We start from the raw sequence: 12295 nt of genomic DNA on the forward strand, positions 1-12295 counted from the left end.
AGACTTGGCCCCCGAATCCCCGAGGACGGGGTCTGATACCCAGCGCGTGCGCGCAAATCAAGTCAGTCGATGACGATGTATTCCACCAGCTCCGTGCGCTGAAAGAATTTGAAGTTGTCGTCAGAGATCATCGTCAGCCGTATGCCCTGTGCGTCCTGCCAGACGGCGATCCCTTCAAGATTGTCATGTTTCCAGGGTGTCGTCTCTAGCAGCGTTTCGGTTTCGGTGATCCTGTCGCTGTCCAGCGTGAAACGGCGCACGCGGCTTCGAAACCCGAAGCCCGAAAATTCGCGTTCCAGCAGGTAGAGGCGCCCTTCAGGGCCGAAATCCGCCCCTACGGGCAAGAAACCACCCGAGCGCGGAATTGTGAAAGGGATGGACCATGCGCTGCCGTCAAATCGGTACACTGGAAAGTCCCGGGTCAATTGGCCTGATCGTTCCGGGATGGCATAGACTCGCCCCGCTGCGTCTATCGCCAGCGCTTCCAGTCCGGCATTGTCCTGCAAGCTGGGGAACTCTTCAGCAATCGGCACCCAGGTCGCCTTGTCGAAGCTGGGATAGGCGACAACCCGGTGGAACGCTTCGAGCGAGACATACCAGCGCCCGTCAGCGTCTATGGCCAACCCTTCCGCGTCACCACCGCCACCAATCAACGTGCCGTCATAGTCGCGCAATGCGACGACACGATTGGACGCAATACCCGTAATCTGTCCGTCCGTTCGCTCAAGCCGGGCCGTTACATAGCTGCCGCGGTCGCTGATCGCGTAAAGCGTCTGCCCGTCATCCGAAACTTCCAGACCCGAGAAGCCGCCAAACCGTTTGCCCTCGCCTTGCCAGATGAACGACCCGACCAGTCGGGCGTTTTGATCCACATCTGCGAAAGCGTTCAGCGTTGACGAAAGCCCGAGGGCAACGGCTAGGGTGCCGACAATACGGCGGCGCATTGACGCGGAAGGTCAGCCAAGGTCAGTTCGCGTTTCGGCTTGGGCTTGGGGGCGTTGGGATCCGGCGGCGGCGGGTTGAGGATGTTGTTCACCCAGTTTTTTGCATCCGCGCAGCCATCGCCTGCGGGCGGGGGCGTTTGGTCAACGCAGCCCGACGCGCCACGGGGGCAGCGCAGACGCACATGGAAATGGTAGTGATGCCCGTACCATGGTCGGATCTTGTTCAGCCAGGCACGGTCGCCGGTTTCGTCATTGCACATCTGCACCTTGGCACCGGGGAAGATGAAGATCCGTGCGACGCGTGGATCCTTGGCCGCCGCTTTGACGATCTCGTGATGGGCGCGGGTCCAGTTGCTGTTGGTATATGCGCCGGCCGCCCGCCGCATGGAGATTGACGAGATGTTTTCACGGGCGGAAACGCTGAGGTTCAGGTTATCCGCCGGACGCAGCCATATATCGGCGTCCAGACCGACCTGATGGCTGGCATGACCCGACAGCATCGGCCCGCCGCGCGGCTGGCTGAAATCGCCGAAATACAGACCGTTCCAACCCGGCTGCTGCGCGGCCTTCCGGCTGAGGTTCTTGGCGAAATCCACCAGTTCCGGATGACCCCAGTTGCGGTTTCTGGACAGGCGCATCGCCTGCCAGGTCGGACCGGATTCAGCCAGTTGAACACCGCCGGCAAGGCACCCTTTGGCGTAACTGCCATAGGGCGCGGGCGATTGCCCTGACCCTCCGGCCTCGTTTCCGAAAAGCTGCTTGGCGCTTTTCGAACTGAGCACACCGGCTGAACTTCCGACGGTCTCTATGGTTTTCTCGGTTTTGCCACCACCGCAGGCGGCGAGGCTCAGGGCCAATGCAAGGCCGGTCACAATGCGGATCATGCTGCTCGATCTCCGTCGCTTTTGACATAGAATAGCAGAAAAAGCCCCAAAAGAAACAGGGCGATCAGCGGCGTCACGCCAAGTTGCTGCGATCCGGTCAGTTGGGTCGCGACGGCGACGCTTGCCGGGGCGATGAAGCTGGTCGCTTTCCCCGCCAGTGCAAACAGGCCAAACCCCTCTGCCATATGGCCGGGCCGGGCTTGCCGCACCATCATCGTGCGGCTGGCCGACTGGATCACACCGCCCGCCGCGCCAATGATCGCGCCAAGCGTCAGGAATGTGATGTCAGGCAACCGAGAGCCTTCGGCAACGGCAATTCCGAACAATGTCTCGCGGCTGACAAGCGTGATCGCGATCGCGACGAATGTCAGGACGATGATGCAGGTGGTGATCACCGGCTTGGGGCCGAACACAGCGTCAGCGCGCCCCCCGATCCAGGCAAAGATCGCCCCAGCGATGATGGCGATGATCCCGAACATTCCGGTATCCACGACGCCCCAGCCCAACACGCCCGCCGCGTAGATGCCGCCAAACGCGTACATTCCGTTCAACGCGTCGCGGTAGAGCATCGACGAGCCGAGATAGGCGAAAAGCGAAGGCGTGTGCGGCAGGTTCCGAATGGTCGAGCCCAACTGACGCATCGCCTTGCCGAACGCACCTGCGGGCCTGGCCATGCGGCGTGGTTCGCGGACGAACAGGAAGAACGGAACCATGAAAAGCGCATACCAAAGCGCGGTCAATGGTCCGACAAACCGGGTTCCCTCGCGTTGCATGGGGTCGAAACCAAGGATCGGCTCGATCCCCAGAATTGTGCGCCCGGTTTCGGCGCTTTCCGCAAACAGTGTCAGCATGATGACAAGCGCCAGCAAACCGCCGACATAGCCAAAGGCCCAGCCATTGCCCGAAAGTTTGCCGATGTCCTCACGGGGGCCAAGGTCTGGCAGCATGGAGTTGGTGAAGATCGTCGCCATCTCCATTCCGACCAGCCCGATTGCAAAAAACATCAGCGTGAAAAGCAGGTTGAAATCATCCGGAGCGGCGAACCAAAGCATGCCCGCGCCGATGACATACATGGCCGAGAACAGCCAAATCCACCTGATCCGGTTGCCCGAGATGTCGGCCAATGCGCCAAGAACCGGTGCGAGAACCGCTATTGCCAGACCAGCAGCCGTGATGCCGTAACCCCAAGCGGCCTGCGCGCCCGCGCCGTCATCAAGCAATTCCTTGACATATGGCCCGAAGATGAAGGTGATGAGCAACGTGTTGTAGGGCTGACTTGCCCAGTCAAAGAAGAACCAGCCCCAGACCCGCTTGCGCAGAGATATCGTTGCCACAATGACGGTCCTCCGGCTTTGAAACTTGCGCGACCCTGCCCCTGTGTGACTGGAAGTGTCAATCCTGCTTCGGCGGCCAGGGACGCTGATCCTCGGCCGTGATCCAGGCCCGGATCCAGTCGGGCAGGGGCGGCGATGTCGGATTCGCGCCCAAGGCCGCGGCCACCTGAGCCGGGGGGACAATTCCGTCAGGGCCGGTTACCGCCGTCCGGTAAAGGCCCTGATTGGCGCAAGCGCCGTCCTTGCGCCACATTGACTGGTCCAGATAGATGAACTTTTCGTCCCAGCCCACAAGCCGACTGCGCATCTCGACCACGTCGAACATCCGGATGCGACGGCGATAGCGCACCGAAACGCCGGCAACCGTCAAGCCCCAGCGCTGACGTCGAAGCACCCCGATCAACCCGGTGCGCTGCGCCAGAGGAATGCGTCCTAGATCATAGACCGTCAGCGTCCGGCCGTTGTTCAACTCGGCCCAGAGGTCGATGTCCCAAGGCAGACACATATGGCGCGATACATGGGTGCCGGTCGGCGAAAGCTTTGACGCCTTGCGATTGATCACCAACTCTTTGGCCATGCGAATGAACGGGTACATCGGCAGTCTCCTTTTACCGCAATACCTGAGCAGGGCCGCCGGGCGCGTCAATTGCAACCTTGCGGCACTCTTGCCCTTTGGGCCGTGCGCCATTACCTGTGCCTGCGATACAGACCTTAAGGGACGAGCCGCATGCAATCGCTATACGAGATCCTGTTGCTGATTCTGAACATCGTCTGGTTCATCATCATCGCCCATGTCATCATGAGCTGGCTGATCAGTTTTCAGGTGCTCAACCTGCGGCAGCCGTTGGTGGCACAGATATGGGACGGCCTCAACCGTCTGCTTGAACCGGTCTACAGCCGCATTCGCCGGATCCTTCCGGCGATGGGCGGATTGGACTTGGCACCGCTGGTGGCGCTGGTCGCGGTTTACGCGATCCAGATCGTACTCAAGAACAACGCGGCGCTGTTCTACAGCTACTGACGCTGCGGGCCCTTTGAGGGCAGCAGAATTGCGGCAAGAAGCCGACGACGCGGCCTTGTTTCACGAGACTTGGTATGTGATTGTCTGCATCAGAGCAGATGTAGATAACAAAGCAGGTTTTCATGCCCCGCGACTCCGCCAGCGCCGACGCGCTGCTTAGCGATGTATTCGGTTTTGGTGCCTTCCGTCCGGGCCAGGAAGAGATCGTGCGTGCCGTAACACAAGGCCGCAATGTTCTGGCGATCATGCCGACCGGCGGCGGCAAATCCCTGTGCTTTCAACTGCCCGCCCTGATGCGCGATGGCGTGACGGTGGTGATTTCGCCGTTGATTGCGCTGATGCGGGATCAGGTGCGCGGGCTGCGCGAGTCGGGCGTTGCTGCTGGTGCGCTGACCTCTGGCAATACACAGGAAGAGACGGACACCGTCTGGCAAGAGCTTGAATCCGGCGCGCTGAAGCTGCTTTACCTCGCGCCCGAACGGTTGGCGGCAGGCGGAACCATCTCGATGCTGCGCCGCATCGGCGTTTCGATGATCGCCGTGGACGAGGCGCATTGCGTCAGCCAGTGGGGGCATGATTTCCGCCCCGACTACCTGCGCATCGGCGAGTTGCGTGAACTGTTGGACGTGCCGGTTGCCGCCTTTACCGCGACCGCCGACGCTGAAACGCAGGATGAAATTGTCACGCGCTTGTTTGCCGGGGTGGAGCCACAGCGTTTTCTGCGCGGGTTTGACCGGCCGAACATTCATCTGGCCTTTGCTGGTAAGGACGGCCCCCGGCGGCAAATCCTCGACTTTGCCAATGCGCGCAAGGGACAGTCGGGGATTGTCTATTGTGGCACGCGCGCAAAGACCGAAGGCTTGTCAGGGGCACTGCGTCAGGCCGGGCACAACGCGTGTTTCTACCATGGCGGGATGGATGCCGAGGACCGCCGCACAGTCGAGTCCCGGTTTGCCCGCGAGGATGGGTTGATCGTGGTGGCGACTGTTGCCTTCGGAATGGGCGTAGACAAGCCCGACATTCGCTGGGTCGCCCATGCCGATCTGCCCAAAAGCATCGAGGCCTATTATCAGGAAATCGGCCGCGCCGGGCGTGATGGCGGCCCCGCCGAAACGATGACCCTGTTCGGCCCCGAGGATATACGCCTGCGCCGCAGCCAGATTGACGAAGGGCTGGCCCCGCCGGAACGCCGCGCCGCCGATCACGGGCGGCTGAACGCGCTGCTGGGTCTGGCCGAGGCGTTGCACTGTCGCCGCAAGACGCTGCTGGGCTATTTTGGCGAAACCGACGTAATCTGCGGGAATTGCGATCTTTGCGACCAGCCTGCCGAAGTGTTCGATGGAACAGAGGCCGTGCGAAAGGCGCTGTCGGCTGCATTGCGGACCGGCGAATATTTCGGTGCGGGCCACCTGATCGATATTCTCACCGGGAACCTGACCGACAAGGTTCGCGACAAGGGGCATGATCGGTTGCCCACTTTCGGGGTAGGACGCGAATTCGACAAGCGCGGCTGGCAGGCGCTGTTCCGGCAGATGATGGGACACGATCTGCTGCGCCCCGATCCTGAACGCCACGGCGCGCTGCGCATGACGGATGCGGCCTTGCCTCTGTTGCGCGGTGAGGCGCAGATCGACCTTCGCCGCGACAGCATTCGGGCAGCTTCGGCCAGTCGCAGGCCCGCCGTCAAGGCGATGGTCAGCGAAGAGGACGCACCGCTTCTATCGGCCCTCAAGGCCAAACGCCGCGCCCTGGCAGAGGCTGCTCGGGTGCCGGCCTATATCATCTTCAACGACCGGACGCTGGTGGAAATGGCCGAAACGCGCCCCGGAACGCTTGACCAGATGGCGCGTATCGGCGGTGTCGGCGCGAAAAAGCTGGAAAGCTACGGGACTGCGTTTCTGGAGGTAATCACCGGTGCCGCAGAAGAGATGCACCCGGTGCGGCGCAAGATGGCCGGCCGTGCGTCAGGGGCGCTGTTCGACCGGTTGCAAGAGGCGCAGGCGCGGCTGTCGCGCGGCGAGGACGGGACCGAGAAATACCTCAGTTGCACCACGGCCACTTTGCGGCACATCGCCGAGCGACGCCCCGGCACGGCAGCCGATCTTGAGGCAATTCAGGGCATGGGCGCGCAAAAGGTGGCGCGGTTCGGCCCGGCCTTTCTGGACGCGATCCACGAAGCGGGCTAAGTCGTTGGACGGATTTCGAAGGGGGTTGATATGCTGATAGTGATTTCGCCGGCAAAGCGGCTGGATTGGGCAGAGCGGCCCGAGCACAGCATGACCACGCCATCCCTTTTGGACGATGCCAACAGGCTGGCCAAAACCATGCGCAATCAAACGCTTGGCAGCCTGCAAAAACTGATGGATCTCAGTCCCGATCTGGCGCGCCTGAACCGTGACCGCTTTCGTGACTTTTCCGAGGAACCCCAGATGGATGCGGTGCGCCCTGCAGCGCTGGCCTTTGCCGGTGACACCTATATGGGGCTTGAAGCGGCGTCCTTGGACGCCGATGAAATTGTCTGGGCGCAGGACCATCTGCGCATTCTGTCCGGCCTTTACGGGGTTTTGCGTCCTTGCGATGCGATACAGCCGTATCGGCTGGAAATGGGCAGCAGGCTGAAGACGCGCCGCGGGCGCAATCTGTATGACTATTGGCGCGACGACCTGTCCAAAGCGTTGAATGCGCAGGCAGAGCAACTGAACACGGATGTGCTGGTGAATTGTGCGAGCCAGGAATATTTCGGAGCGGTTGCGCCCAAGGCCCTGAAGCTGCGCGTGATCACGCCGGTCTTCATGGAGGAGAAGCCGGGCGGTCCGAAAATTGTCAGCTTCTTCGCCAAACGCGCACGAGGGGCGATGGCACGTTTCATCATACAGCGCCGTCTGACCGATCCCGCCAGCCTGACAGAGTTCGATACCGGCGGATATGCTTTGCGTCCGGATCTCAGCACTCCGGAGCGCCCGGTCTTTGTCCGCAGCGAGGCAGCCCAGGCCGCCTGACGGCTATTGCGACGGGCTGACGGGTCTTGTGTCGCCGGGACGATGCCTTTCGATCATCTCCGTCAGTTCGGCCTTGCGCAGAGGCTTGGTCATGTAATCATCCAACCCGCAGGCGATGATGGCTTCGCGGTCGCCGGCCATTGCATGAGCAGTCAGCGCGACGATGGGGACGTGCTGGCCGTCTGGTTCGGCCGCGCGGATGTGACCGGTGGCTTCCTTCCCGTCCATTTTCGGCATCGAGATGTCCATGAAAATCAGGTCGGGACGGTCCTCTGCCACGGCGGCGACCGCCTCTATCCCGTTTTGCGCAAAGCGAAGCGACAGATCCAGCGTGCACACCATTTTCTTGAACACCAACTGATTGGTCTTGTTATCCTCTGCCACCAGCAGCTTCATCTGACGCGCGCTGCCCGGAGAGGTGACCGAGGCTTCCATGATGGGCGTGGGTGCGGGCCGGGGGTGCGCCTTGGGTGGCGCTGCTTTGGCCAATGCTTCCAACTCGTCGAACAGCGAACGCCGAGATAACGGCTTTTGCAATACGGTGTGCACGCATTCACGCGCGGGGTCCGCCACGGTTTCGCCGGGGATGTTTGAAAGCAACAGGATCGGCGCGAAAAGCCCGCGATCACGCATTTCCTGTGCAAGGGCGAGTCCCGTCGTGTCGGGTAGCTGCTGTTCGAGGATGACAACATCTGGTGCCGTGTGCAGTTTTTCCAACGCAGCTTGCGCAGATGTGCAGATCAGGGTTTCGATGCCCAGAACGGTCAGTTGTTTTTGCATGATCATGCTGTTGACCGGCTGGTCGTCCACCACCATGACCCGGCGCAGGTTCTTCGGCAGAACCGGGTTTTGATTGGTTAAAGGTTCTGCGATTGGTAGGGTGATACGAAACCCGAAGCAGGATCCGCAGCCTACCTCGGAATCCACCCAGATATTGCCGCCCATCAAGTGAATAAGCCGTTTGGTGATCGCCAAGCCCAGCCCGGTGCCTTCAAACTGGCGATTGCGCTCATCCTCGACCTGATTGAACTCACCAAAGATATGTTCGGCCTTGTCGGGGGGCAGGCCGATACCGGTATCTTCAACCGTGACATGGATCGCGGCATTCTTCTGGTCAGAGCACATGCCCACGACTCGGATCAGCACATGCCCGGTTTGGGTAAATTTCAGTGCGTTGCCAATAAGATTCGTCAGAACTTGCCGCAAGCGACCGGGATCGCCGACAAACCAGGCCGGTAGAAACATGTCATAGTCGATCATCATTTCAAGATCTTTGTCGCGCGCTGTCGGCTGAAACAGCATCGCGACTTCGTGCAGGCTTCGTTCCAGATTGAAAGGTTCCGGGTGCAGGATAAGCTTGTCAGCCTCGATCTTGGAATAATCGAGTACGTCGTTGATGATCACCAGCAAAGCTTCACCAGAATTCTTGATCGTTTCGGCATAAAGACGTTGTTCTTCGCTCAGATCGGTGTCTGACAGCAGATCCGCCATGCCGATGACGCCGTTCATCGGGGTTCTGATCTCGTGGCTCATATTCGCGAGGAAGGTGGATTTCGCGCGGTTCGCGGCCTCGGCGCGGCGTTGCGCGTCTTTCAGTCTCTTTTCATAGCGTACCGTTTCGGTGATATTCAGCGCGATGCTTACGACATCACCGCATTGCCCACGCTGATCGACCAGTTTGATATATTGATTGTTCCACAATTTCAGCGTGATCGGGTCAGGATTATCGGTTTCCCAACGGTCGATCATCATGGCGCGCCACTCGGCGGGCGGTTGATCGCCGATGTTGACGATCCCCTCTTCGGTGATGAGTTGCAGAATGCGGGGATAGAAAATGCCGGGGCGCACCTCTTCCAGCCCGTCGAACACAGACAGATAGGCATGGTTGGCGGCGATCATCATGTTGTCGGCATCGAAAAAGGCGAACCCATCCTGAATCGTCCGGATGGATTGCCACAGGCGACGCTCTGCAATTTCGATCTTCTGGTTGGCAACGCTCAGGTCAGATTTCACGCGCTGGTTTTCTGTCCGCACGGTCAACACTTCGGCGCGGGTTTCCGTGATCTCGTTCGACAAGGCACGGGCATGTTTGCCCAGTTTGCGATTGGCGGCAAACAGTTCCGCCTGTTTGAGTTCCAGCAGGCGTTCGGCCGCCAGCCGTGCGCGGCGTTCCTCTGATAGTTTGGTTGCAAAGCTCATGCCTTGTTCCGGCTCGGTTGGTCCTGCGCCAGACGATGCTTCATTGATATGAAAAACTTCTTAAACGCCCTGGTCCGCAGACTCCTTGCTTGGCTGTGCCATGTCGTGTCACCATTCAACCGATCCGGGTTAGGATTTCAGGCATCTGACACGCGCGTTCAGCGGGGTGTCAGGGTCGGATTCCCGGCATACCGTTCTGGAGGTGTCCATGACTGCCGAAACTGTTGCCACAGCGGAATGGCGCGCGCTGGACCGGGAGGGGCGAGATCGCTGTCGCCTTGTCCGGTCGGGTGCGGGATGGATGCTGATCGGACATGCGCGTTTTGGCGACGGGCAGGGGTGGTCGCATCTGGACTATGTGATCCGCTGCGACGGCGATTGGTTTACGCAAAGCGCCGATGTCACCGGCACATTCCGCGATCAGCCGGTGGCCTTGCGTCTTCTGCGAAACGGAGACAACTGGGCATTGAACGATGTGCCGCAACCGGCGGTCGAAGGCGCGGTGGACATTGACCTCGGTTTCACGCCTGCCACCAACTTGATGCCGCTGCGCCGGTTATGCGAGGTGGGTCGGATGCAGGCCCGTGCGGCTTGGCTGTGCGAACCCGAGGGCGCGTTGCGGCCCCTGAACCAGGCCTATACCCGCGAGCGTGGCGGGCTGGTGCGTTACGAAGCCGAACAGACGGAATTTCAGACAGAGCTGAAGGTGGCGGATGACGGGTTCGTGGCGCTTTATCCCGGCTTTTGGGAGAGGCAAGTCATGACCTGAGGGTTTGGCCACGTCCAGCTTCGAATTGCCGGTAAAGACGCTGAATTTGCGTCGACGGCGACATCGAGGGGTGTTTGATGCGCCCGCCAGAAAGGGCGGGCGCAAAGCTTCAGATGCGTTCGATTGCCAAGGCAATACCCTGACCGCCGCCGATGCACATTGTAATCAGGGCGCGCTTTCCGCCGATCCGCTCCAGCTCGTACAGGGCTTTGACGGTGATAATGGCACCTGTGGCCCCGACTGGGTGTCCAAGGGCGATGGCCCCGCCATTGGGGTTCACCTTTGCCGGATCAAGCCCCAGACCCTTGTTCACGGCTAGCGCCTGCGCCGCAAAGGCCTCGTTGGATTCGATCACGTCGAAATCGTCGGCTTTCAGGCCCGTCCGTTCCAGAAGCGCCTTGACGGCTGGAACAGGACCGATGCCCATGACGTCCGGTCGCACACCGGCATGGGCATAGCCCAACACACGCGCGCGGGGCTTCAGCCCGGCCTTTTCCGCCGCACTGGCGCGCGCCAGTACCAGTGCCGCCGCACCGTCATTGATGCCCGAAGCGTTGCCCGCCGTGACCGTGCCATCCTTCTGGAATGCCGGTCGCAGCCCGGCCAGAATTTCCGCCGTGGTTGAGGCCTTGGGATGTTCATCCGTGTCAAAGGCCACCATGTCGCGCTTTACCCGCACCTCTACAGGCACAATCTGGTCCTTGAAGCGTCCCTCGCTGATCGCAGCGGCCGTGCGCTTCTGGCTTTCCAGCGCAAAGGCGTCCTGCGCGTCGCGTGTGATGTCGTGTTCTGCGGCGACATTCTCGGCGGTCACGCCCATATGTCCGGTGCCGAAGGGGCAGTTCAACGCGCCCAGCATCATATCCAGCGTGCGGATGTCGCCCATCTTGGCACCCCAGCGCTGATCCGGCACGATATAGGGACTGCGCGACATGTTTTCGGCACCGCCTGCAAGACCGAAATCCGCGTCCCCCAGCATCAGTGATTGCACGACCGAAACGATCGCCTGCGCGCCGGACCCGCAAAGCCGGTTCACGTTCATGGCGGGCGTGGTGTCCGGCACGCCGGCCTGCATGGCGGCGACTCGGCTAAGATACATGTCCCGCGGTTCGGTGTTGATGACATGGCCAAAGGTGACATGGCCAATCTGCCCGCCTTCGACGCCAGCACGTTCCAGAGCAGCGCGCGCGGCAACTGTACCAAGGTCAATGGGGGATGTGCCGGCAAGCGCGCCGCCGAACGTGCCGACGGCGGTGCGTGCGCCGCTGAGAATAACGATATCATCTGACATGATAGGATCCTTTACCAGTTGTTGCTGAAGTTATGACGCAGACAGCGTTATGTGGTAGCCTGACGCAACGTCACGGGCTGCGCCACCACTTTTTGTTCCCGGTCGCATCAATCGGCGGCCCTGTCCTTGTTGCGATTGTTCGGGGTCTGGCCGGCATCAAGAACGTCACCGGACGTGCGCTGTACAGGCTGGGCGACATGGAAGGTCCTGTCTAGCGATTGACAGAACGTCGCCAAGCAGGGCATCACGTCCTATATGACGGATGAACATGACGATATTTTGTTGCGCCTTCCCGCACGTCTGAAAGAGGCCCGGCGCGCGCAGGACCTGTCGCTGGAGGCGGTGTCGAAACTTTCGGGTGTCTCGCGCTCTATGGTCAGCCAGATCGAGCGCGGGGAATCCTCGCCCACGATTGCAACCTTGTGGAACCTGACGCGGGCGCTTCAGGTGGATTTCGCGGGGCTGCTTGAGACCGCCGAAGTGATGCAGACCGTCGAGGTGCTGCGCGCCGATCAGGTGCCGACCATCGACAATATGGGGGAAGGGTGCCGGATTCGCATCCTGTCGCCCCCAGAAGAGGCTGGTCGGCATGAGGTATACGAGCTGTTGCTTCGGTCAGGTGGTGTACTGGACAGTCAACCCCACACGCGAGGTGCCCGCGAGCAACTGACAGTGGTCTCTGGCACGGTCATGGTCCGGTCAGGGGACGCGGTAGCACGGCTTGGGCCGGGAGATACCGCACGTTATGCGGCCGACATACCCCATAAGATCGCGGCCGAAGGCGGCGAGGTGCAGGCATTCCTGATCGTGATGGGCGGCTAATCCGGCATAAGGGAAAATATCCGTAATTACGG

General features: G+C 60.8%; 11 protein-coding genes. 5 read left to right on the plus strand and 6 right to left on the minus strand.

Features of this window, described 5'->3' with window-relative positions; translation table 11 throughout:
- Positions 1-62 precede the first annotated feature (62 nt).
- The 4 genes from ACN0WV_RS03330 to ACN0WV_RS03345 are packed head-to-tail and all read right to left on the minus strand — an operon-like array spanning position 63 to position 3757.
- The gene (locus ACN0WV_RS03330; RefSeq protein WP_417603839.1) at positions 63-944 is read right to left on the minus strand and encodes an esterase-like activity of phytase family protein; all 882 of its coding nucleotides are present in this window, start codon (positions 942-944) and stop codon (positions 63-65) included.
- Entirely contained in the window at positions 917-1828 is a 912-nt protein-coding gene (gene mepA, locus ACN0WV_RS03335; RefSeq protein WP_417603840.1) for a penicillin-insensitive murein endopeptidase, read from the minus strand. Before mepA ends, ACN0WV_RS03330 begins: the two co-directional genes overlap by 28 nt.
- Positions 1825-3165: an MFS transporter gene (locus tag ACN0WV_RS03340; protein WP_417604114.1), complete on the minus strand. Its 1341-nt coding sequence runs from the start codon at positions 3163-3165 to the stop codon at positions 1825-1827. Before ACN0WV_RS03340 ends, mepA begins: the two co-directional genes overlap by 4 nt.
- Positions 3166-3220: 55 nt before the next feature.
- Complete coding sequence (locus ACN0WV_RS03345; RefSeq protein ID WP_417603841.1) at positions 3221-3757, minus strand: acyl-CoA thioesterase; 537 nt, start codon at positions 3755-3757, stop codon at positions 3221-3223.
- Positions 3758-3889: 132 nt separating this feature from the next.
- Here ACN0WV_RS03345 and ACN0WV_RS03350 point away from each other — a divergent pair, with 132 nt between their 5' ends.
- The 3 genes from ACN0WV_RS03350 (at position 3890) to yaaA (ending at position 7182) form a co-directional block, all read left to right on the plus strand.
- A complete protein-coding gene (locus ACN0WV_RS03350; RefSeq protein WP_417603842.1) occupies positions 3890-4183 on the plus strand; it encodes a YggT family protein in 294 nt (97 codons plus the stop codon).
- A 122-nt stretch (positions 4184-4305) separates the two neighbouring features.
- Positions 4306-6369: a DNA helicase RecQ gene (recQ, locus tag ACN0WV_RS03355; RefSeq protein WP_417603843.1), complete on the plus strand. Its 2064-nt coding sequence runs from the start codon at positions 4306-4308 to the stop codon at positions 6367-6369.
- A 30-nt stretch (positions 6370-6399) separates the two neighbouring features.
- Positions 6400-7182 carry a peroxide stress protein YaaA gene (gene yaaA, locus ACN0WV_RS03360; protein WP_417603844.1) on the plus strand — a complete coding sequence of 261 codons (783 nt, stop codon included), beginning with the start codon at positions 6400-6402 and terminating at the stop codon, positions 7180-7182.
- Positions 7183-7185: 3 nt separating this feature from the next.
- Here yaaA and ACN0WV_RS03365 read toward each other — a convergent pair whose 3' ends face one another.
- The gene (locus ACN0WV_RS03365; protein ID WP_417603845.1) at positions 7186-9381 is read right to left on the minus strand and encodes a response regulator; all 2196 of its coding nucleotides are present in this window, start codon (positions 9379-9381) and stop codon (positions 7186-7188) included.
- 208 nt (positions 9382-9589) lie between these two features.
- Between ACN0WV_RS03365 and ACN0WV_RS03370 the strand changes: the two genes are divergently transcribed.
- Positions 9590-10150 (plus strand): putative glycolipid-binding domain-containing protein, encoded by a 561-nt coding sequence (locus ACN0WV_RS03370; RefSeq protein WP_084351156.1) that lies wholly within the window; start codon positions 9590-9592, stop codon positions 10148-10150.
- Between the two features lie 109 nt (positions 10151-10259).
- Here the strand turns inward: ACN0WV_RS03370 and ACN0WV_RS03375 are convergent, their stop codons facing one another.
- Complete coding sequence (locus ACN0WV_RS03375) at positions 10260-11441, minus strand: acetyl-CoA C-acyltransferase family protein (RefSeq protein ID WP_417603846.1); 1182 nt, start codon at positions 11439-11441, stop codon at positions 10260-10262.
- 255 nt (positions 11442-11696) lie between these two features.
- On the opposite strand from ACN0WV_RS03375, the gene ACN0WV_RS03380 reads away from it, so the two are divergent.
- The gene (locus tag ACN0WV_RS03380; protein WP_084350729.1) at positions 11697-12263 is read left to right on the plus strand and encodes a helix-turn-helix domain-containing protein; all 567 of its coding nucleotides are present in this window, start codon (positions 11697-11699) and stop codon (positions 12261-12263) included.
- Positions 12264-12295: the final 32 nt, after the last annotated feature.

This window comes from Primorskyibacter flagellatus (assembly GCF_048268605.1).
GTDB lineage: Bacteria > Pseudomonadota > Alphaproteobacteria > Rhodobacterales > Rhodobacteraceae > Primorskyibacter > Primorskyibacter flagellatus.

What these genes read in the sequence shown, in the direction of transcription:
- recQ (WP_417603843.1), top strand. Translation starts at nt 4,306, where the DNA reads ATGCCCCGCGACTCCGCCAGCGCCGACGCGCTGCTTAGCGATGTATTC.
- ACN0WV_RS03350 (WP_417603842.1), top strand. Translation starts at nt 3,890, where the DNA reads ATGCAATCGCTATACGAGATCCTGTTGCTGATTCTGAACATCGTCTGG.
- ACN0WV_RS03365 (WP_417603845.1), bottom strand. Translation starts at nt 9,381, where the DNA reads ATGAGCTTTGCAACCAAACTATCAGAGGAACGCCGCGCACGGCTGGCG.
- mepA (WP_417603840.1), bottom strand. Translation starts at nt 1,828, where the DNA reads ATGATCCGCATTGTGACCGGCCTTGCATTGGCCCTGAGCCTCGCCGCC.
- ACN0WV_RS03345 (WP_417603841.1), bottom strand. Translation starts at nt 3,757, where the DNA reads ATGTACCCGTTCATTCGCATGGCCAAAGAGTTGGTGATCAATCGCAAG.
- ACN0WV_RS03370 (WP_084351156.1), top strand. Translation starts at nt 9,590, where the DNA reads ATGACTGCCGAAACTGTTGCCACAGCGGAATGGCGCGCGCTGGACCGG.
- ACN0WV_RS03330 (WP_417603839.1), bottom strand. Translation starts at nt 944, where the DNA reads ATGCGCCGCCGTATTGTCGGCACCCTAGCCGTTGCCCTCGGGCTTTCG.
- ACN0WV_RS03375 (WP_417603846.1), bottom strand. Translation starts at nt 11,441, where the DNA reads ATGTCAGATGATATCGTTATTCTCAGCGGCGCACGCACCGCCGTCGGC.
- yaaA (WP_417603844.1), top strand. Translation starts at nt 6,400, where the DNA reads ATGCTGATAGTGATTTCGCCGGCAAAGCGGCTGGATTGGGCAGAGCGG.
- ACN0WV_RS03380 (WP_084350729.1), top strand. Translation starts at nt 11,697, where the DNA reads ATGACGGATGAACATGACGATATTTTGTTGCGCCTTCCCGCACGTCTG.